Source organism: Cytobacillus mangrovibacter (assembly GCF_042865275.1).
In the GTDB taxonomy this organism is placed as follows: domain Bacteria; phylum Bacillota; class Bacilli; order Bacillales; family Cytobacillaceae; genus Cytobacillus; species Cytobacillus mangrovibacter.
Map to the genome: position 1 here is coordinate 24,444 of NZ_JBIACJ010000023.1, position 21,699 is coordinate 46,142.

21 protein-coding genes are annotated in these 21,699 nt (G+C 38.2%); 12 read left to right on the forward strand and 9 right to left on the reverse strand.

Features of this window, described 5'->3' with window-relative positions:
• Positions 1-41: 41 nt before the first annotated feature.
• From ACFYKT_RS21790 to ACFYKT_RS21810, 5 genes are all read left to right on the forward strand, one after another.
• The gene (locus tag ACFYKT_RS21790; RefSeq protein WP_389224133.1) at positions 42-1,811 is read left to right on the forward strand and encodes a LytS/YhcK type 5TM receptor domain-containing protein; all 1,770 of its coding nucleotides are present in this window, start codon (positions 42-44) and stop codon (positions 1,809-1,811) included.
• The gene (locus ACFYKT_RS21795) at positions 1,780-2,511 is read left to right on the forward strand and encodes a LytR/AlgR family response regulator transcription factor (RefSeq protein ID WP_389224136.1); all 732 of its coding nucleotides are present in this window, start codon (positions 1,780-1,782) and stop codon (positions 2,509-2,511) included. The genes ACFYKT_RS21790 and ACFYKT_RS21795 overlap by 32 nt, the downstream gene beginning before the upstream one ends.
• A gap of 158 nt (positions 2,512-2,669) precedes the next feature.
• The gene (locus ACFYKT_RS21800) at positions 2,670-4,121 is read left to right on the forward strand and encodes a carbon starvation CstA family protein (RefSeq protein ID WP_389224139.1); all 1,452 of its coding nucleotides are present in this window, start codon (positions 2,670-2,672) and stop codon (positions 4,119-4,121) included.
• A complete protein-coding gene (locus tag ACFYKT_RS21805; protein WP_389224142.1) occupies positions 4,103-4,273 on the forward strand; it encodes a hypothetical protein in 171 nt (56 codons plus the stop codon). Before ACFYKT_RS21800 ends, ACFYKT_RS21805 begins: the two co-directional genes overlap by 19 nt.
• Positions 4,274-4,334: 61 nt before the next feature.
• Positions 4,335-5,261, forward strand: coding sequence for a ketopantoate reductase family protein (locus tag ACFYKT_RS21810; protein ID WP_389224145.1), 927 nt, complete (start codon positions 4,335-4,337; stop codon positions 5,259-5,261).
• 85 nt (positions 5,262-5,346) lie between these two features.
• Here ACFYKT_RS21810 and ACFYKT_RS21815 read toward each other — a convergent pair whose 3' ends face one another.
• The 5 genes from ACFYKT_RS21815 to ACFYKT_RS21835 form a co-directional block, all read right to left on the reverse strand.
• Positions 5,347-6,180: a MerR family transcriptional regulator gene (locus tag ACFYKT_RS21815; RefSeq protein ID WP_389224148.1), complete on the reverse strand. Its 834-nt coding sequence runs from the start codon at positions 6,178-6,180 to the stop codon at positions 5,347-5,349.
• 45 nt (positions 6,181-6,225) lie between these two features.
• The gene (locus ACFYKT_RS21820; protein ID WP_389224151.1) at positions 6,226-7,407 is read right to left on the reverse strand and encodes an MFS transporter; all 1,182 of its coding nucleotides are present in this window, start codon (positions 7,405-7,407) and stop codon (positions 6,226-6,228) included.
• Positions 7,408-7,551: 144 nt separating this feature from the next.
• Complete coding sequence (locus ACFYKT_RS21825; RefSeq protein WP_389224154.1) at positions 7,552-8,286, reverse strand: glucose 1-dehydrogenase; 735 nt, start codon at positions 8,284-8,286, stop codon at positions 7,552-7,554.
• 21 nt (positions 8,287-8,307) lie between these two features.
• On the reverse strand, positions 8,308-8,742 hold the full coding sequence (locus ACFYKT_RS21830) for a MarR family winged helix-turn-helix transcriptional regulator (RefSeq protein ID WP_389224157.1): 435 nt from the start codon (positions 8,740-8,742) through the stop codon (positions 8,308-8,310).
• Between the two features lie 26 nt (positions 8,743-8,768).
• Positions 8,769-9,524, reverse strand: a complete 756-nt coding sequence (locus ACFYKT_RS21835) for an SDR family NAD(P)-dependent oxidoreductase (protein WP_389224160.1) — start codon at positions 9,522-9,524, stop codon at positions 8,769-8,771.
• A gap of 243 nt (positions 9,525-9,767) precedes the next feature.
• Here ACFYKT_RS21835 and ACFYKT_RS21840 point away from each other — a divergent pair, with 243 nt between their 5' ends.
• Positions 9,768-11,015: an ATP-binding protein gene (locus ACFYKT_RS21840; protein ID WP_389224163.1), complete on the forward strand. Its 1,248-nt coding sequence runs from the start codon at positions 9,768-9,770 to the stop codon at positions 11,013-11,015.
• Between the two features lie 140 nt (positions 11,016-11,155).
• Here the strand turns inward: ACFYKT_RS21840 and ACFYKT_RS21845 are convergent, their stop codons facing one another.
• A complete protein-coding gene (locus ACFYKT_RS21845; protein WP_389224166.1) occupies positions 11,156-12,892 on the reverse strand; it encodes an ABC transporter ATP-binding protein in 1,737 nt (578 codons plus the stop codon).
• Positions 12,889-14,631: an ABC transporter ATP-binding protein gene (locus ACFYKT_RS21850; RefSeq protein ID WP_389224169.1), complete on the reverse strand. Its 1,743-nt coding sequence runs from the start codon at positions 14,629-14,631 to the stop codon at positions 12,889-12,891. Before ACFYKT_RS21850 ends, ACFYKT_RS21845 begins: the two co-directional genes overlap by 4 nt.
• Positions 14,632-15,114: 483 nt before the next feature.
• Here ACFYKT_RS21850 and ACFYKT_RS21855 point away from each other — a divergent pair, with 483 nt between their 5' ends.
• Positions 15,115-15,333, forward strand: coding sequence for a hypothetical protein (locus tag ACFYKT_RS21855; RefSeq protein ID WP_389224172.1), 219 nt, complete (start codon positions 15,115-15,117; stop codon positions 15,331-15,333).
• A 114-nt stretch (positions 15,334-15,447) separates the two neighbouring features.
• Here the strand turns inward: ACFYKT_RS21855 and ACFYKT_RS21860 are convergent, their stop codons facing one another.
• Together ACFYKT_RS21860 and ACFYKT_RS21865 are read right to left on the reverse strand one after the other, a co-directional pair.
• Positions 15,448-16,761 (reverse strand): DUF4179 domain-containing protein, encoded by a 1,314-nt coding sequence (locus ACFYKT_RS21860; RefSeq protein ID WP_389224175.1) that lies wholly within the window; start codon positions 16,759-16,761, stop codon positions 15,448-15,450.
• Entirely contained in the window at positions 16,761-17,258 is a 498-nt protein-coding gene (locus ACFYKT_RS21865) for a sigma-70 family RNA polymerase sigma factor (RefSeq protein ID WP_389224178.1), read from the reverse strand. The genes ACFYKT_RS21860 and ACFYKT_RS21865 overlap by 1 nt, the downstream gene beginning before the upstream one ends.
• Before the next feature lie 338 nt (positions 17,259-17,596).
• Between ACFYKT_RS21865 and ACFYKT_RS21870 the strand changes: the two genes are divergently transcribed.
• The 5 genes from ACFYKT_RS21870 (at position 17,597) to ACFYKT_RS21890 (ending at position 21,585) form a co-directional block, all read left to right on the forward strand.
• Positions 17,597-17,995 (forward strand): ArsR/SmtB family transcription factor, encoded by a 399-nt coding sequence (locus tag ACFYKT_RS21870; RefSeq protein WP_389224181.1) that lies wholly within the window; start codon positions 17,597-17,599, stop codon positions 17,993-17,995.
• Positions 17,964-20,099, forward strand: coding sequence for a heavy metal translocating P-type ATPase (locus ACFYKT_RS21875; protein WP_389224184.1), 2,136 nt, complete (start codon positions 17,964-17,966; stop codon positions 20,097-20,099). The genes ACFYKT_RS21870 and ACFYKT_RS21875 overlap by 32 nt, the downstream gene beginning before the upstream one ends.
• Positions 20,100-20,232: 133 nt before the next feature.
• On the forward strand, positions 20,233-20,430 hold the full coding sequence (locus tag ACFYKT_RS21880; protein ID WP_389224187.1) for a helix-turn-helix transcriptional regulator: 198 nt from the start codon (positions 20,233-20,235) through the stop codon (positions 20,428-20,430).
• Between the two features lie 3 nt (positions 20,431-20,433).
• Entirely contained in the window at positions 20,434-20,826 is a 393-nt protein-coding gene (locus ACFYKT_RS21885; RefSeq protein WP_389224190.1) for a hypothetical protein, read from the forward strand.
• Between the two features lie 51 nt (positions 20,827-20,877).
• On the forward strand, positions 20,878-21,585 hold the full coding sequence (locus ACFYKT_RS21890; protein ID WP_389224193.1) for a sulfite exporter TauE/SafE family protein: 708 nt from the start codon (positions 20,878-20,880) through the stop codon (positions 21,583-21,585).
• The last annotated feature ends 114 nt before the right edge of the window (positions 21,586-21,699 follow it).

A 21,699-nucleotide genomic window follows, 5' to 3' on the forward strand; every position in this document is an offset into this window, starting at 1 on the left:
GGATTAAACATCAAATGGTATCTTTCAGAAGGAGAATTCGCATGTTTGAACTGCTGCTTACTATGCTTGAACGGCTTGGCATTATCGTGACGATTGCATTTATTTTAACGCGTTTTCAATTTTTCAGGGATATGATTTATGGTGAAAAATTAAACAGACATCAGCAATATACAGCTATTCTGTTTTTTGGTTTTTTCGGCATTATCGGCACCTATTCTGGCCTTTCCTTAGATACCGATACTCAAAGTTTTAACCGATGGGCAACCGAACTCTCTTCAAATGAGGCCCTTGCTAATTCAAGAGTCATTGGGGTTGTACTAGCAGGATTACTTGGGGGATACAAAGTTGGGATTGGAGCTGGTTTAATCGCAGGAATTCACCGCTTTACCCTCGGAGGATTTACTGGTATTGCTTGTGGATTAGCCACGATTATTTCCGGCCTCCTTGCAGGGTTTTTCCATTGGAAAAATCAGCATGTCAAGTTATCCACTGCCTTTTTTATAGGAGCTTTGGCAGAAAGTATACAGATGCTTATTATCCTATTCATTGCTCGTCCATTCGATAAAGCTGTTACATTAGTTGAAATTATCGGGCTGCCTATGATCCTTGCCAATGGATTAGGCTCTGCTCTTTTCCTGCTTATCATCAAAAATGTCATGAAAGAGGAAGAAAAAGCAGGAGCCTCACAAGCACAATTGGCGCTAAGGATCGCTGATCAAACACTCATCTATTTGCGTAAAGGCCTTAATACGGAATCTGCTCTTGCTGTTTGTACAATCCTACATAACGAAATCCAAACAAAAGCTGTTGCTCTGACGAATTTGACTGATATTCTCGCACATGTAGGTGTTGGCGATGACCATCATAAGCCAAACAGCTCAATTCAGACTCAGATAACAAGAGACGTCATCCAAAACGGAAAGCTGATTGTCGCAAACGATCAAACAATACATTGCCGAGTATCACGTTGTCCGCTTGGTGCAGCAGTCATTGCTCCGTTAAAACAGCGCGGCGAAACAATCGGCACGCTTAAATTCTATTTCAGCAATGACAAAGAAGTAACTAGCCTAGCTATTGAACTGATTTCCGGTCTCAGTGCACTTCTCAGTAACCAACTTGAAATTTCCGAGGCAGACAAGGCCTATCAGCTGGCAAAAGAAGCAGAAATTAAAGCACTGCAAGCACAGATCAGCCCTCACTTTTTATTTAATTCGTTGAATATCATAGTTTCCCTGATTCGAATCGATCCCGATAAAGCTCGAAAGCTGCTCGTTTCCCTTTCCAACTTTTTAAGGCAGAACCTAACATCAACGACCGTCACCACGACTACTCTTGAACAAGAACTTAAGCACACGAAGGCATACCTATCAATCGAAGAGGCACGCTTTGTTGATAAACTAAAGGTTTTCTATGAAATTGATGAGAATACTCTTCTTGAAAGAGTCCCTCCGCTCACCTTACAGCCTATTGTGGAAAATGCCATCAAGCATGGGATTAAAGACAGGGATCACAATTGCATTATTGTCGTTTCTATTAAAAAACAACAGGCAATGACCTATGTGAAAGTCATAGATAACGGACACGGAATAAACAAAGATAAAGTAAAAAGAATGGGTAAAGAAACGATTCAATCTGAATCAGGCTCAGGACTCGCACTTTATAATGTCAATCGAAGGCTGACAATGATGTTCGGAACCAATTCAGCCCTTTCCATCAAAAGTGAGCTTGGCAAAGGTTCCACAATCGGCTTTGCCATTCCACAATCGGAGGAAGTAATAAATGGAGAATACAATCAAAGTGTTAATAGCTGATGATGAACGTTACAGTAGGGACGAACTAAAACATTTACTAAAAGCGTTTCCTTCGTTACAAGTCATTGGTGAAGCAGAATCCGGGGAGGCAGCTATTATGAAGGCCGTCCATCTTCAGCCCCATGCTGTTTTTCTCGATGTTGAGATGCCAAAAATGAATGGGATGGAGGTTGCTAAATCATTAATGGCACTGAAGCGGGTTCCGCTAATCATTTTTGCAACTGCTTATCCGCAATTTGCAGCAGAAGCATTTCGTTATGAAGCAACCGATTATTTACTTAAACCGTATGACGAAGAAATGGTCAGACAAACAGTTCAACGAATTGAAAAGCAATTGCTGCCTGCAAATAGACATGAAACGATTAAAACAACTGGAAAACTTGCCATCGAAGAGGATGGAGAAATCATTTATGTTGAACCAAAAGATATTATCTATTTGTTTAGGGATGATAAGGTTTCTAGAATCATTGCTAAATCCGGAAGCTATGAAACAAAAATATCGCTCAAAGAACTGGAAAGCCGTTTAAATCCATTCTCCTTTTTTCGGATTCATAAAGGTTATCTTGTAAATCTAGAATATGTTACTCGATTAACCCCATGGTTTAATGGAGCCTACCAAGTAGAAATGGAGAATCGGAAGGAAATGCTGTCTGTCAGCCGAAACTATGTGAAGGCATTAAGAGCACGATTAGAAATCTGATAGTTATCAGATAATACAGACTACTACTTTGCATCTTAATCTGCTTAAAATGTCTTTTAATCTGTCATTCTAACATTTTAGTCACAGAATGGTCACAAATGAATCTAACTCTCTTATACTTCATGTAAACGTATTCATTTTCCCTAAGGAGGTTTGTTATGTTTACATTCTTGGCCAGTATCGTACTATTAATTGTTGGTTATTTTACTTATGGAAAGTACATTGAAAAAATGTTTGGTGTGAAAGCAGCACGCCCAACACCTGCTCTCACTCAAGCGGATGGTGTCGACTATATTCCAATGAGCACAAAAAAGAATTCATTGATCCAACTGCTTAATATCGCTGGAACCGGTCCTATTTTCGGACCAATCATGGGAGCCCTTTATGGACCCGTGGCATTTATCTGGATTGTTGTCGGCTGTATTTTCGCTGGGGCTGTTCATGATTATTTAACAGGAATGATTTCCATTCGTAACCGTGGTGCTCATTTACCTGAACTCGCTACTAAGTTTCTAGGTAAAGCGATGAAGCATGTCGTTAACGCATTTGCTCTCCTTCTTCTATTATTAGTTGGAACCGTTTTTGTTACCACACCTGCCGATCTCCTTTATGTACTAATGGATGGCAAAGTAGCGCTATTTTTTATTGTTGGAGCCATTTTCTTTTACTACATCTTAGCTACACTTTTGCCAATTGATAAAATCATTGGACGTCTATATCCGTATTTTGGTGCCTTATTATTAATAAGCGCTGTAGGTGTATTTGTCGGACTTCTTGTTACAGGCGCTAAAATTCCGGAAATTTCTTTAAGCAATTTCCACCCTGCTAATGCACCTATTTTTCCATTACTATTCTTTACCATTACTTGTGGTGCTCTTTCAGGCTTCCATGCTACACAAACACCCATTATCTCTCGGACAACACAAAATGAAAACCAAGGACGTAAAATTTTCTATGGAATGATGATTGCAGAAGGAATCATTGCCATGATTTGGGCGGCAGCTGCTATGAGCCTATTCGATGGATATAACGGGTTAAGTGATGTATTGGCAGCCGGGGGACCAGGGCTAATCGTAAGTGAAGTATCTAAGATGATGCTTGGGGGTATCGGTGGAACACTTGCAGTACTTGGTGTTGTTGTATTGCCAATTACTTCTGGAGATACTGCCTTCCGAAGTGCACGTATGATTATCGCTGATTACATTAAATTTGCACAGAAAAAATTATCAAGCCGTTTATGGATCGCTGTTCCATTATTCGTTATTTCACTAGCATTAACACAAATTGACTTTAATATTTTATGGAGATATTTCAGCTGGGCCAACCAATCCACGGCTGTCATTGCTTTATTTGTTGGAGCGATGTATCTATATATTGCAAAGAAAAATTACTGGGTTTCACTCATACCCGGAACTTTCATGCTAGTTATGGTTTTAGCGTATATTTTAAATGCTCAAATTGGGTTCCGCTTGCCGATGACAACTTCATGGATTGGTGCTGCCATTGGAACAGTTATCCTTGTCGCTCTATTTTTCCATACCGCTAAAAAGAATCGAGCACTTTCCCTACCGCTTGAAGATGATGTTTCTAATTGGAAAAAGGCAGCCTAATGGGCTGCTGCAACCCTAATTATCGAAAAACAGTGAACGAACAAGAAGAAAATGTAAATCTCAAGGGAAGTGATTCTCTCTCTTTATTTATAAAAATCATCATTATAGCCATTGTCATTGCGGGAGGTTTAATAACGGTTATTTTAGTATAGTCAGACACAAAAGGTGCACGTTTCGACGTGCACTTTTAAATTAAGATAGGAGGCAATCCGAATGAGAATATTAGTCGTAGGAGCTGGAGCCATTGGAGGATATTTTGGCGGCCGTCTGATGGAGAAGGGAGAAGATGTAACCTTTCTAGTTAGAGAAAAAAGAAAGCAGCAGCTTGATCAGGATGGGCTAGTAATTGAAAGCGTCTATGGGGATTTGAAACTGAAGCCAAAGACCCTTTTGAGCGGAGAAAATGCAGGCTCATTTGATGTTATTCTTGTTTCAACAAAATCATATCAGCTTAATGGTGCGATGGAAAGTTTTCGCTCTTATGTAAGTGAAAACACGATGATCCTCCCCCTTTTAAATGGTTATGCATATCTTGATAAATTACTTAGTGAATTTGGGGAAGAACGTGTCCTTGGAGGTTTATGTTTTATTGAGGCCACACTTGATAGCAGTGGAAAAATCCTTCAAACAAGCCCTGCTCATGATTTAGTTTTTGGTGAACGTTCAGGAGAAAAGACAGAACGGATTCTTAAACTTCAGGATTCTTTTTCTGGAACTAAAGCGTCCTTTACTCTTTCTGAAAATATCGAACAGGAGATGTGGAATAAATATTTATTTATCACAACTGTTGCTGGCATTACTTCCCTATTCCGCTCGCCAATTGGGCCAATTCTTGAGCAGGAGCACGGTTTAAAAACCATTCAAAAGCTCCTAAATGAAACAGCTGCAATAATGAAGGAGATTAAGGCCCCAATTGATATCAACATTGAAGAAACACAGTTGAAAAGAATAATAGGACTCAGCTACGGAATGAAATCTTCTCTACAAAGAGATATGGAGAAACAACAGCCAACAGAAGCCGATCACTTCTTCGGCTACTTCCTCCAGCACGCAGCGGAAAAAGGAATCGAAGCCCCTGTACTTTCAGCCATATATGCAAATTTAACTGTATATGGGGCGGGTCTCTTACCCCTGAAATAACAGACAAAATAAACAAAATTAAAGCTGGTATAGGTGAAATGCTATTTACAAAAAACAGGGACGAGGTTCCTGCCCCTCGTCCCTGTTAATCAGCTATTTGGATTTTCATTTCAACGATGTATTCCTGTTCACTGGGAGAATAGTTGCTAGATGTAAATAGTTCATATATATCCCCTGTTACTTGCAGATGATGATTGGATACATAATCCATTAGTTTTTTTAAATTAGAGAAGTATACTTCTGGAGAAAAGATATAATAAATACAAGCATAACGGCCCTCTGGTATTTTCGAAACCTCTATCTCAGTAGAAATCGTGGAAATTCGTTTATCTGTTAAGATTGGCGTGAAAATTTTCGTATAGGTAATTTCCTCAATATAGGAATATGGCTGATTAGTAATAATGGCCACATAGCTATTATTAATAACGCCTTCTTCCTCCTCAACAATTCGTTTTAATTTACTGTATGATGCATTTAAAAGATCAAGTGGGGTCAGATTATTGGCGGCAGCTTGTATAATGCGCATTTCATCCTCATCCCGAATAACCACCTCACCAAAAACAGGATAGTTCAACTGTTTTTGAATACGCCTCTTCGCATGTACAACATTTTGTTGAATCTCTCTTAAACGGATCAGCTTCCCTTCAATAATCTTCTCTTGTTCGTTCATAAACAGCAATAGATCTTCTCTTGTTAACTGCTGAACCTTCTTTATATCCTCTAACGATGTACCAATATATTTGAGTGATTTAATTAAATCCAAGTGATAGAGCTGCAAATCTTTATAATATCGATAATTGGTTTCTGGGTCGACATAAGCAGGTTTAAATAATCCTATTTGATCATAATACCGAAGCGTCTGAATTGAGACATTCGCTAATTTTGCTACTTCTCCAATTGTGTATAGTGCTTCTTCCATTACATCATTCCCTTTTAACAGCTAGCTTTATTATTGCCCATTTGTCTATCTTACTTCTTGAGGACTTCCCTTCTGCAGTTGATTCGGCTGTCTCCAAACAAGGGATAGCGCGATACCTATCACTAAAAAGACTGCTGAAAAATAGAACGGATAATTAAAATCGATATCAAATAAAATTCCACCAATAACGGGGCCAAATACATTTCCGATACTTGTAAACATTGAGTTCATTCCACCAACAAAACCTTGTTCATTCCCTGCAATTTTCGACAAATACGATGTAACGGCTGGCCGCATAAGATCGAAGCCCACAAAAATAACAAAAGTGACAATTAGAATGCTGAAATAGGAGCTAGCTACAGTCATAATCAAAACTAGTATAGCTGAAAAAATTAGACAATAGCGAATCAAACGGATTTCTCCAAAAGCCATTGTTAAACGATCGAACAAGGCAACCTGTGCAATGGCTCCTATAATCGCCCCGCCTGTAATGGCAATCGCAATATCCTTCGGTGTAAAACCAAATTTATGATCTACAAATAGAGAAAATAATGATTCAAAGGAGGCTAAACCAAATGCAGAAATGAGAATAATCATAAAGGCAATGAAATACATCGGTGCAAAAATTCGCTTCACGCCTGACTTCTGCTTATCCATTGCCTCTTCTTGATTTCGTTCTGGTTCACGAAGTGTAATTATTGATAATACGGCTGCTACGAACGCAAGGATCGCCGCAGAAAAGAATGGAAGACGCGGTCCAATTTCAGCTAAAAAGCCACCGATTCCCGGTCCAATAATAAAACCTGTAGAAATGGCTGCTGACATATAGCCAAGCGCTTTTGAACGTGTTTCAATTGTCGTAATATCAGCTATAAAGGCTGTTACGGCAGGCATAATAAACGCTGCGCTGATCCCGCCAAGCATACGAGAAATAAAGAGTACTTCAACTGTTTTCCCCACGCCAAATAGCCATTCCGAAACACTAAAAAATAGCAGGCCAAGAACGATCATCTTTTTTCGGCCGAACATATCTGCCCAACGGCCTGCAAGCGGGGATACAAGTAATTGTGTAACAGCAAACGCTGCAACCATATAACCAACAACCGAACCTGATAAATCCAGCTCATTCATGATTGTCGGCAAAACTGGGATAACCAGACCAATGCCTAAAAACGCAATAAATAAATTTGCTAATAAAATGAATAATGTTGTATTTTGATTTTTCATCGTATGTCTTCTCACTTTCCATACAAAAACGTATAACAAACAATATAAACCCTATAGTAACTATAGAGTCAATCATTTTATTGTAACGCTTAAAAAAAACATAAAAAAATGGAGCCCTATTAGGATCTCCATTTAAACCGTTTCTTATTGTGCAGTTAATCCACCATCTACTACAAACTCAGAACCCGTGCTATAGCTTGATTCATCTGAAGACAGGAATAAAACAAGATTAGATACTTCCTCAGGCTTTGCCACTCTGCCGTTTGGAATATATTTCGCAAACTCTTTAATCGCTTCTTTGGAATCCTCTTGTACAATCATCGGCGTCTCAATAACACCTGGGTGAACTGAGTTTACACGAATGCCATAATGAGCTAATCCAAGTGCAGCAGCTTTTGTCATTCCTCTTACTGCAAATTTTGTATCCGTATAGCCAATCGCACCACCAACAAGGCCGTTAATAGATGAAATGTTAACAATTGATCCACCAGTACCCTTTTTCATTGAAGAAATAACTGACTTCATGCCAAGAAATACAGAAACCTGATTAATATCAAGAATTTTTCTGTAATCCTCTTCTGATGTTTCTTCAATTGATTTGTTCATGCTGATGCCCGCATTGTTGACCAATACACTGACAGGACCAAAAGCCTTTTCAGTTTCAGAAACGACTTCTTCCCAATTAGCTCCCTTTGTTACATCAAGCTTCATGAATTTCGCATTTTCTCCTAATTCATTAGCTAGTGCTTGTCCTTCTTGTTCAAGAATATCAGCGATCATTACTTTTGCGCCTTCTTTAACAAATAAACGTACATGAGATGCTCCCATTCCACGTGCCCCACCTGTAATAATAGCCACTTTTCCATTTAATCTACCCATGTTAATTCCTCCTAAAATTTTTTAGTTTTTTCTATCTTGTATGCCCTTTACTAACTTTTCTTGAATCTTTAAATATTGATTAATTTCTTCTTCATTCAACACTTCAAAAAGTTGTGTAAAAACGTCTTGGCCAATTTTTTGAGCTTCTGTTAGTGCTTGTTCTCCAGCAGCAGTTATCTTTAGCTGAATGGTGCGACGGTCATTTTCATCATACAATCTTTCAGCCAGCCCTAGATTAACGAGCTTCGTTGCAATATTTGTCATGGCCCCTTTTGTATAGCCGACCGTTTCTGCTAATTCTACCTGCTTCTGAGGCCCCTTTTTACGCAATTCATGCAATACTAAAATAGGTGAAATGCCAAGTGGATAAGGAAATGCCTTCGTAAATCTCATGATATTCTCATTGTTCATTTGTTCAATGGCTTGAATAAGCTTAAAAATATTTGTTTGGTTCAAAAAATTCCTCCTAAAAAACTAGAGTATTAGTGAAGCATGATTGAGCCGCCATCAACCATGATGGTTTGGCCAGTAATATATTGTGAATCCTCAGAAGCTAAGAACACAGCCACTCGGCCGATATCATTTTCTACATCCCCAAAGCGTCCTAATGGAATTTTATTCTTCACTGCTTCGTAATATTCAGGCTGTGCTTTTGACCAGGCTTCCACACCAGGTGAATAGGCAATCGGACTAATTAAGTTAACATTAATACCAAATCGGCCCCATTCATTGGCAGCTACACGTGAAAGTCCACGAATGGCTTCTTTCGCTGCTGCATAAGCACCTTGGGTTTCATGTCCAGCTAACCCAGCACCAGAAGCAAAGTTAATAATATTCCCTTTTGTTTCCTTTAAATAAGGAAGTGCCGCTTGCATTAAATAAAATGTTGGATAAAACCCTGTCCCAAATGATAAATCTAAATCCGCTTGTGTGGTTTCTTCAATGGTTACTTGTTTTGAAGCATGTGCATTATTTACTAATACATCTAATCTACCGTATTTTTCTACGACAGTTTTGATAATTTGACCAAGATTTTCACGATCCATTAAATTCGCTTGAAGGAACATTGATTTGGGAGAAATGGCTTGTAATTCCTTTGCCATCGCTGTTCCAGTTTCTTCATTTAAATCTACAATCGTTACGATTGCCCCTTCTTTCGTCATGGCCTTTGCCATTCCACTGCCGATCCCGCCGGCACCCCCAGTAATAATGACAACCTTATCTTGTAATTTACCCAACCAAAACATCCCCCTTACATTCAACTTCATATATAGTTTAGCACTAAACTATTTTAATTAAAAGTATTTCTGCTTATTGGGAGAAGTTTCATGTCCCACATTTTTCATGAAGGAAGGGTGTACATGCTTCTAGGATTTGGGTATCATTCATAGTAGACTAATTTCCTAGTATTGAACATTCATTTATATCCCTAGATAGGATGCATATAGAAGATCAGCTCTAATTTAAGTGGGAGGGATTTTTTGCTTAGTTTAATCAAACCACTGTTAGTTAATATCACAATATTATTTTCTTTCACCTTTAATGCGAATTTATTTTTCCCATTTCAAACGAAAGTCCCCATCTCTTTAAAGCAAAAAGTAATTTATGGACTGATTGGATCCTTTGGTGCATTCTTTTGTATGCTTTATCCAATTGAAACCTTAGGTGCCACAAATTTTGACTTAAGGATGTGCGCCATCATCATCCTGTCACTGTATGGAGGCTGGCTTCCTGGAGGCATTGTTTTAGTTAGCGTATGTTTGGTCCGCTATTTTATTGGCGGACAGTTCTTTATAACTGGAATCATGGTATCCATCGCTGCCTTCTTAGTTACAATTTTTTTAAGGAGATATTTTCTTAACGCGAAGTCTAGACTTCTGATGGGGTCACTGGTCGTTATTTGTTATTTTATAATCTATATTACAATCATTTATTTTAGTTTAAATTTTTTAAAATTATCCTTTTATATCATTTACTTTATTATCTTATATCTTACAAATATAGCCCTAATCTTTGTCATTGAAAACTTGATAAAGATTAATAAGCAATTTGAGGAAATGGTTTATGTCGATAAGTTGACGATGGTTGGCCAGCTTACAGCTTCTATTGCACATGAAATTAGAAACCCGCTTTCAACTGTTAGAGGATTTATCCAATTTCTAAGTACCGATACTAAAGATGAGCAATTGAAGAAATTTTCACCCTTGATTTTGGAAGAACTAGATCGTACCAACAATATTATTACAAACTATTTGAAAGTCTCCAAACCTGAACCGTTTCAATTATCAGTTATTTCCATAAATGATGTAATTAATGACTGTGTTCAATTAATGAGGCCACTTGCCACCTATTCTAATGTGACCATCGACTTTGAAAATAAAGAGCCATTTTACATTCACGGGGACGAGCCTCATTTAAAGCAAGCTATCATGAATGTGATAAAAAACGGAGTAGAATCCATATCGAATCAAGGAACTGTTTTTATTGATATCGATCATGACCATTCTAACAATATTATAGAAATAAGGATCAAAGATAATGGGAAAGGTATGACAAACGAACAGTTAAAGCAAATTGGCCTGCCCTATTACACAACAAAATCTAAAGGGACAGGGCTTGGCAGCATGGTGACAAACAAAATTATCCGGGAGCTGAATGGTTCGATTGAATATGAAAGCGAGGTCAATAAAGGGACGATAGCTAAAATTACTTTCCCAATTGTTAAATGAACAATGTCCAAGACTCCAATAGCAAAAAGTACAGGCTTCAACAAGATCCAAGTTAGAACGAAAGTTTATGAAAAGAGCCTATAATAAAAAGCCATCTGATCCCAGTCAGATGGCTTTTTATGTATATTCTAATCCCGCATTTATACCTGCAGTGATTTTGCTTGCATTTGATACATTTGCTCATAGATGCCGCCTTGCTCAAGTAATTCGTCATGAGTGCCTTGTTCTTTAATGACACCGCGTTCTAGTACAAGGATGCGATCAGCATTTTTTATCGTTGAAAGGCGGTGAGCAATGATAAATGTTGTACGGCCTTTCTTTAGAACATCCATCGCATGCTGAATGATTTCTTCTGTCTCTGTATCAATATTAGATGTTGCTTCATCTAATATTAAAATCGCAGGGTCAAAGGCAAGTGCCCGTGCAAAGGAAATTAACTGACGCTGCCCAGAAGAAAGTGTACTGCCTTTTTCAATAACTGGTTCATCTATCCCTTTTTCAAGGTGCCCAAGTACACGCTCTGCTCCAACCGCTTTCAAGGCTTCTTCTACCTTTTCTCGTGTGATACTTGGGTCGTTCAAGCTTACATTTGAGGCAATCGTTCCGGTAAATAAATATGGGTCCTGCAAAACAATCCCCATATGCTGACGCATCGACTGTCTTGGCACAGCGGTTACATCTACACCATCAATAGAAATCTTCCCCTTCGATGGATCGTAGAAGCGAAATAGCAAGTTCATAATCGAGCTTTTCCCTGAACCTGTATGGCCGACAAGTGCTACTGTTTCTCCACGATTCGCTTCAAAAGATAAGTTCTTCAGAACATAGTCATTGTCTTTATAAGCAAATGAAACATCCTCAAAAACGACATGTCCCTCATACCTTGGCATCGTTTCCTGAGATACTTCTTCCCCATTTGTATCTAATACCTCAAATACACGCTTCCCTGCAACTAGTGAGCGTTCGAGCTGCGAAAATTGATTAACGACGTTCGTTATCGGATTGAATAATTTCGTTAAATAATCAACAAAAGCATAAAGTGTTCCTGCTGAAACAACCTCAACCGTTGTAAACGATTGTGTTCCAAAGTAAATGATGAAGATCGTAAACATAGTAAGCCGCAGTGTATTGACAAGGTTAAATGATGTGGCTGAATCTAGAAACAATAGTTTTCGCCCATATGCATAATGCTCTTCATTCATCTCATCGAATTCCTTCGTCATTTGCTTTTCACGGCGAAAAGCTTGAATGATTGTCATCCCTTGAATAGATTCATTAATCATGGCATTAATATCAGCAATTTTTGTACGAATGACTTCATTATATTGTGAAGCATATTTTCGGTATAAAATCATCCAAAGATAAACAATCGGAATCATGACTAGGGCAATCAGCGCCATTTTCCAATTTAGAATAAACAGCGCAATATACACACCCGCAATAGATATGAAGCTTGTCGCGAAATTCGAAAGCACCTGCACATATAAATTCCTTACTGCTTCAGTATCATTTGTCACACGTGCCACAATTTTCCCAGCCGGAAGATGATCAAAATATTGAATAGGCAATGTCTGAATATGCCCAAATACATCCTGACGCAGCTTTTGCACAACCCGGTTTGCGCCCATTTGCAAGTAAATATACATAAAATAACGTAAGATCGCAGTGGCAATTGCTAAAATAAAAAATAAGCTAAGCAGCCAAGCAATTGGCTCAACTTCTATTTTTCCAATGGTCATATGTTCATCGATAATATATTTGGCAATGAATGGACCCGCTAGCTCCGTAAATACAGCAAGTGTTAAGAAAAATAGACCAAGAAAAATAGTCCCTTTATAATGTAATGCATATTTCGTTAGCCGTTTACTCGTACTCATGCCCCGCCTCCTTCTAACTGTTGACGGTCAAATTGTTCTTTATACCAGCCATTTTGCTGCAGAAGTTCTTCATGCGTCCCTTGTTCGATAATTTGCCCATCGTCCAGCACGATAATTTGATCTGCATGCTGTACACCTGATAAACGATGGGTTGTAATAATCGTTGTCCTGCCATTACGCTCATTTTGAATATTCCTTATGATACTAGCCTCTGTTTTGGCATCGACAGCTGATAGTGAGTCATCAAGAATGAGTATTTCAGGATCCTTAATAAGTGCACGTGCAATTGACACCCGCTGTTTTTGTCCTCCTGATAATGAAACCCCTTTTTCTCCAACAAGGGTTTCAAGTCCCATCGGTAAATTCTCTAAATCCTTTTTAAAATAAGCAAGGTGAATTGCCTTCTCCAAATCAGCATCTGTTGCATCTTCTTTACCAAATAAGATATTTTCTTTGATCGTACGTGAAAATAGCACATGATCCTGTGGTACATATCCGATCCAATCAAGAATCTGTTCTTTTGTTTGTGAGGCTATATCAATTCCACTAATATTTAATTGGCCCTCACCAAGTGGATATTCACGTAGTAATTGTCTTAGGAAGGTCGTTTTGCCTGCCCCTGTTTTCCCTACAATCCCAAGGGTTTCTCCCTTTTTCAGCGACAAGGAAATTTGCTGTAAATTTTTCACCTGGCTTGTTGGATACTGGAACATTAAGTCATCAAATCCAATAGCACTAGGAGTTGCTATTGCAACTGGCTTCTCCGTATTTTGCACATCTGCTTTATAGTCAAGGGTTTCTTGCACTCGATCAAGTGAAGCATTTCCTTGCTGCATGACATTTATTAACTCACCTATCGCAAAGATTGGCCATACGGCAAGCCCTAAATAAACATTAAACGTGACGAGTTGGCCAACAGTCATTTCCCCATTGGATACAAGGACTGCGCCATAACCAAGTGCCACAACATAGCTAATCCCTGTTCCGACCTTTGTAATTGGCCCGAAAAAGGCATTAATTTTTGCTGTATGCATATTTTTCTCGTATACTTCTTCACACATATCAGCAAAAGTTACTTCATCTTTTTTCTCTTGTACGTAAGCACGAATCACACGCACACCTGCAACCGATTCTAAAACACTATCGTTCAATTCACCAAATGCATCCTGTGCCTTCATATATCGTTCATGGACAAGCTTGCCTAAATACTGAATCAACACGGCCATAATCGGCACTGGCAGCATCGCAAAGAACGTTAATTTCCATGAAATCATAAAGCCCATCGCAAAAATAATTGCGCCCAAAAATAATGTAGAATCCATTAATGTCATGATCCCGAATCCCGCCGTTAAAGAAACGGAATTTAGATCGTTTGTTGCACGTGCCATTAAGTCACCTGTACGATTTTTTTCGTAAAAGGTCGGTGTCATTATTAAAAATTGACGCATTAGCTTACGGCGCATTAATTTTTCAAGATTCAGTGCCCCTTCAAATAAGCGATATTGCCAAAAGAAATTCAAAAAGTAGCCAAAGACAATAATGGCAATAAATATAAGAATATATTGGCCTAAGATTGCTTTAGTCATTTCTCCTGCTGTTAAAATATCGATAACCGAACCAAGAAAATATGGCGGAACCACTTCCAATAAAGTGGCGAGCAATAATAAGATAATCGCTATTGTATACTGTCTCCAATACTGTTTAAAAAACCAGCCTAACTTCCCTAAAACATCAAACATATATCATACCTTCTTCCTTGCTTAAGCTTTTACAATGGCTACCCACAATCTAGCAACTCCTTTTTGAAAATCAATCTTCTTTGTTTGTTCCACATTGTCATCTTCTCCTTTTAGGTTTGTTCACTAATGATTCCGAAAACAAAAAAAGATGCATACCCTAAAAAGAGCATACATCTTTAGGAAAGGTATAGAAGTCGCGCCTATGCCTTTCTTTGTATTTGGAATTCGCAATTACACAGAGAAGAGGTATGGACAATGTATGAAATTAATTGTTAAGGTGCACACTTTGCGATCTCTCATTGCCCATTCCTCCTTTCCCTGAAAAATTTATTTAGTGTTCTTGAAGATTACCATTTTTATCCGATAATTGTCAACAGTCAGATAATATTTTTTATCATCTATTTTGGTCTATAAGTAACGAAATTTATATATTTTATTAGAGAGATAGAATATCACATTTTAAATGAAATAGGTGAGACGAAAATGTTTGTTGTTTATTTTTATGAAAACAAAAACCTGTTATTAAGCCAGCTGCTTAAACGTGTTCCATCTGTCGGTGAAAATGTAATCATTAAAGGACGTAAAGGGAGTATTTCAAGTGTAAAAAGCTCAGACAATAAAAACTACCACGTACAAGTTCTTCTAGAAAAAGTCAACAAAGGCAAAACGGTTGTAGACAACTCAAAAAAGAAGAAAAGATAATAAGGCAAGGGGACGAAATAATCCCCTTGTCTCAAATCTAATCTTTGAAGAAGCTGGACAAGTGGTTACATTTCTTGCTCCAGCCAAGTTAAGCTTATTTAAAACTGCAGCAGATTAATCTAGTGGGATGTCAACTTCTATTTTCCCATCTAAATAGAGCGGATAGTTACTGATATACATACGAAGCAGATTCATTTCCTTTTCAAAATCAAATGTGTGGGTTGATTCTAGATATGGATCTGCTTCACTTGATAGTTGTGCTAAATGACCGGGATAATACCTATTGCCATCTTGATCTACTCCATATGAGAACATTGCTTTAAAATGTTTGGAATCTGCTATTGGGTGTAGTACTTTTATAGAATGACTCGACATCACTTCAATATCAATATCCAATCCATCCGGCACAGTTAAAACCTTCTTTTGCGCAAAATCAATTTCTATATAGTCCTCACCCTTCGGAAGTGCTTCGATCTTCTCCATAATTAATGTGAGTTTTTTTGGCCTTCTAAAGTAATTACTTTGTATAAAAATGCTTACTTCCCCGTCGCGTACGGTTCCGAACCCAACAATGCCATTTTGAATTTTACCCCAATCTTCCCCTTTTTCATCAACCAACTTAATCGAGGTGAAATCTAATATCTGCATGTTATTTTGTTCATCTATCGCTAGTTGAATCTCTGCCCGTGATGGCGAAACTTTCAGTTGTTTAATATGAATTTTTTGACCGTCCACGACAGTGGATTGGTTGACCTCATAAACCTTTGGCTGCTCAATTGGTTTGGTTAGTGTAAATGGTACAGTAAATTTAGTCTTATCCGCATCACTTAGGAGAAGATTGAACTCAAATGATTTATTTCCATATGATAGCCCTTCGCTTGAGACAATTTCAATCTTTTGTTCTATTACCTTCGTTTCGTCTGAAGGAGGTCCACTATACGTACTTGAGGCATTCAGTCGAGTACCTTGCTGGGATACGAACACCTCATTACTCTCCAATTTTGAAAGATCAAATGGTGCTTCTAGCTTATACGATACTATCATTCCCGAATAATCGGCTACTACACCTTGTAAAGTAAGTGTATAATCTCCCTCTTTTACAACAATATCGAGCTCCTCAAAGTAATTATTTTCGACAATATCTTCAATTCCCTTATCATAGGCAATCATTTCAACTATAGAAGCAAGTCCGGGGATCTTCGCAACAGTCTGCGCAAAAGCTGGAGATACACGAACCGACATGACAAACAGCAATATAAAAATAGCTGCTGCACTTATGACCGAGTACAGCCGATGCTTTCTTTTCCTCTCCGAACGATGCTGGTTTGCCGCTCTTAAACGTGCTTGGTGTAAGGCCTCTTTCGGCACTTCAATACTTTCCAGTTCTTCTTCTAGCTTCATCAAATCACGTTCATTAACGTTTGGCATTATACTTCCCCCCTTCCAATGAGTACACGTAACTTTTTTAACGCCTTGTGTAATCTTGATTTCACGGTGCCTTCTGGAATTTGCTTCAACTGCGCAATTTCTCCGTTCTTTAAATCTTGGAAGTATTTTAAATAAATGAGTTCCTGTTGATCTACTGGAAGGCGTGCGATTATATCTGCCATTTCTAATCGTTGATCATTTGTTGATGGGATATCATGTTCATAATTGTAGAGGAGTTTCTCTTGTTTCTTTTTCATATCTAAACAAATATTAATTAATACTCGTACAAGCCATGTTCCTATATATGTCGGTTCTTTTACAGTATGGATCTTTTTTAATGTCCGATACGTAAGCTCTTGAATGGCTTCAATCGCGTCATGCTCATTTTTCAAATAGGCATATGCTGTTCGATAGAGCATATCTTCATGCAGCTTTAATAGTTCTAATAATGCTTGTTCATCACCTGCTATTGCCTGTTTCGCCAAATCTAAATCCACACTCCCACCCCCTGCTACATATTAGACCGTTCAAGATGGCCAATCGTTCATCTTTTTTTAAAATAGGCTATTTTCGCAAACATTGTTGCTAATTAGCACTAGTTTGTACAGATTGATTTCCGCTCCAGGCCGCTCGCTTTCCGCGGGGTGGGCGCTGAGCCTCCTCGTCGCTTACGCTCCTGCGGGATCTCACCTGTCCCACTACTCCCGCAGGAGTCTCGCACCTTCCGCTCCAATCAATCAACATATTTGTTCCAAATAATATTTTGACAATTTGGATTTTACCACATAGACTATAATTAAATACAATCAAATGATCATTTGAATGAGGTGCGAATGTGAGTAAAAACAATAAATATTTAAGTACGAATGATACATGTGAAACATTTTGCTTTGATGAGGAAAAGGTCAATCGCGTAAAAAGGAGGGTAGATGAAGTAAGTGGTGTAGAATTACTTTTTAAAGCATTGGCTGATGCAACCCGAATAAAAATTGCATTTGCCCTAACAATAGAAGAAGAATTATGTGTTTGTGATGTAGCAAATATTATCGGCTCATCAACAGCTACAGCAAGCCATCATTTACGGCTTTTGCGAGATATGGGATTAGCCAAGCATCGAAAAGAAGGAAAGCTTGTCTTCTATTCCCTTGCAGATGAACATGTACATCAACTAGTGTCTATCGCATCCATTCATTCCAAAGAAGGTGTCCATATTGGGGAAAGCAATCGAAAATAATAAAGAAATATATCGTTTACAAGGTCTTTCCTGTACCAACTGTGCAGCAAAATTTGAAAGGAATGTTCGTGAGATTGAAACCGTCAATGATGTTCAATTAAATTTTGGCGCTTCAAAGCTAACTGTGATCGGAGAGGCAACAGTTGAACAGCTAGAAAAAGCTGGCGCCTTCGATGGTATTAAAGTACTTCCTGAGAATCAAAAGGTCCCAGAGATAAAAATACCTTTCTGGAAAAAGGCAGAAAATCGGACAACAATGGCTTCGCTTATTTTTCTCCTTTTCGGCTACATCTCCATATATTCACTTGGAGAAGAGCATTTGGCCACCATATTAATTTTTGCCTTAGCTATTCTAATCGGTGGTTATAACTTATTTATAGTAGGATTAAGAAATCTGACAAAACTTCAATTTGATATGAAAACGCTCATGACGATCGCAATCATCGGTGCTGCCATTATCGGTGAATGGAGTGAAGGAGCAGTCGTTGTTTTCTTATTCGCCTTAAGCGAAGCATTAGAAAGCTATTCAATGGATAAAGCACGCGAATCGATCCGCTCGCTAATGGATATTGCACCAAAGACAGCACTCATTAGACGCGGGCAGCAAGAATTAGAATTAGCTGTTGAAGACATTGAATTAGGCGATACTTTAATCATAAAACCAGGGCAAAAGCTAGCCATGGATGGCGAAGTAATAAAAGGGCAATCCTCGATCAATCAAGCAGCCATCACTGGAGAATCCATCCCCGTCTTAAAGACGATTGGTGATGAGGTATTTGCGGGAACATTAAATGAAGAGGGATCATTAGAAGTAAGGGTAACAAAGCGCGTTAGAGACACAACCCTTGCAAAAATCATTCATTTAGTAGAAGAAGCACAGGCCGAAAGAGCTCCTTCTCAGGCTTTTGTTGATAAGTTTGCGAAATACTATACACCTGCAATTATGTTAATTGCTTTATTAATCGCGATTATTCCTCCAATTTTTATAGGAGGCGATTGGTCTGAATGGATTTACCGCGGCCTTGCTGTCCTCGTTGTCGGTTGCCCTTGTGCATTAGTCATTTCTACTCCTGTTGCTATTGTTACAGCGATTGGGAATGCAGCAAAGAAAGGCGTTTTAATTAAAGGCGGCATTCATTTAGAAGAAGCAGGAAGATTAAAGGTCATTGCTTTTGATAAAACAGGTACGTTAACAAAAGGAACACCTGAAGTAACAAATATGAAAGCTATCGACGGGCATGATACGAATGAATTATTAGCGATTGCAATGGCCATTGAAAAATTTTCACAGCATCCGTTAGCTTCTGCGATTATTCGCAAAGCTGAAGAAGCAGGGATTTCCCTAAATGATTATAGAGCTGATGATTTTCATTCCATTACAGGTAAAGGTGCAAAAGCTTTCGTAAATGGTCAGAAGTATTATATAGGGAGTCCGAAGCTCTTTGAAGAAATGACTCCTCTTTCTAGTTTTGTACATGAAGAAGTGAACACATTACAGATTCAAGGAAAAACCGTTATGTTAGTAGGTACCACTGAGGAGATTATTGGGTTAATTGCTGTTGCCGACCAGGTGCGTGAGAGCAGCTCTGAAGTGATTCAAAAATTGCAAGCTATTGGTATTCAAAAGACTATTATGCTAACTGGAGATAATGAGGCAACAGGTCAAGCAATAGCCAAGCAGGTCGGAGTAAGCGAGGTAAAGGCCGAATTATTGCCGCAGGATAAATTAGCAGCCATTAAATCATTAAGGAAACAATACGGGAAAGTGGCAATGGTAGGAGATGGCATTAATGATGCACCAGCCTTGGCCACTGCAACGGTTGGAATTGCCATGGGCGGTGCTGGAACCGATACAGCCATTGAAACAGCTGATATTGCATTAATGGCTGATGACTTAAATAAATTACCTTATACCATTCAATTAAGCCGCAGGGCATTAAGAATCATTAAAGAAAATATTATATTCGCCCTCGGACTCAAATTACTGGCACTCATCTTAATCGTTCCAGGCTGGCTCACCTTATGGATGGCCATTTTCGCAGACATGGGCGCTACACTCATTGTGGTTTTCAATTCACTCCGATTATTGAAGGTTAAAGAATAAGAAGTGGGACAGTGGGACAGATTCCTTGTCCCACTTTTTAATACATTTGTATCCGTGTGAACTTGACTTATAAAAAGAAGAGTTGTAAAGTACACTTAACGTAAAGTAAAATTTACCTCGAGTAGGTGATCATATGAAAAATAATATTAAGGCTTTGCGCGCGGTACACCATTTAACTCAGGATGAATTAGCTGAGCAGTTGAATGTATCAAGGCAAACGATCATTTCACTAGAAAAGGAGCGCTACAATCCATCTATTACGTTAGCATTTAAACTTTCTCGTGTATTTCACTGTCAAATTGAAGATATTTTTATTTATGAGGAGGACTGACGAATGGCTAGAAGAAATAAAACCAAAGAAAATCAAATGATCTATTTCTTTCTAGGTATCTTTCTAACTGGGATGGGTATTTATTTAAATTACCAGGATCTATTCAATGGGGAATTTCCCAATTCAATCATGCTGCTAGCTCTAGGATTAAGTCAGCTAATGTTTGCCTATCTTTCACCACATTTATTTCCAAACGATGAACGTTCTAAAGAAATTAAAGGAAAAGCAATGATGGTCAATTATTTTGTGTTATTCGGCACAATGCTTATTCTTTTTAGGCTAACTGGTCCCCTTGGGTCACTAACACTTGATTCGACCCAAGTACTGGCTGTGCTTTTTTCCATCATGGTTCTCACTATTCCTGGAACAATGATTGTTTATTCTAAGCTCATTTAGTAACAGAGAATATTTTTTCTCTACAAGTCCCAAATTAGTAGGAGGTCTGTTTTGGGGGATCAATTAATTTTTATATGTATTATTTTAGTGGCCTCTATTCTGCAAACAAGTACAGGTTTTGGCTTTTCTATAATGGCTACGCCTTTCTTGCTAATGTTATTCTTGCCACAAGAAGCCATACAAATTAACATTATTTTATCTTTAATTATTTCCTTGTCACTCATTTGGAAAATAAGATCGGACATTGATTTTGTCATACTAAAAAGATTTACTTTAGGAAGTATAGTTGGTGTCCCTTTTGGGATATTAATCTTTATTTCCATTAATATAAACGTTTTTAAAATAACCGTAAGCATCTTACTTTTAATATTAACATTGCTATTGATGGGAAATTTCAAGGTTAAACAAACACCATATAGGGATTTTGTAATTGGTGGGTTATCTGGTCTATTAACAACAAGTATCGGTATGCCAGGACCTCCATTATTGCTTTACTTCACAGGGACGGATACCGAAAAGGGAAAGCTACGAGCAACTACGTTAGCTTTTTATCTGTTTATATATTTTATTAGTTTAATAACCCAAATAATCTTTAGTGGCACGGACCAAATAATATGGGTATCCAGCCTTTATGCAATGCCATTGGTATTTATTGGGCTAGTAATTGGGCAGATTATATTCAAGAGGATTAATCAGCAGATTTTTAGAATATTTACATACATCCTCTTAAGTTGTACAGGTATTTACCTCCCTCTATAAATATTGATTTATCAACGGTTTGACCCGTTGGTGGGGTGTCAAAAAAATATTTTTCGACACGCTTCCTAACATTACTTTCATATTATGTGAATCTATTCCAACACATGGGTACGC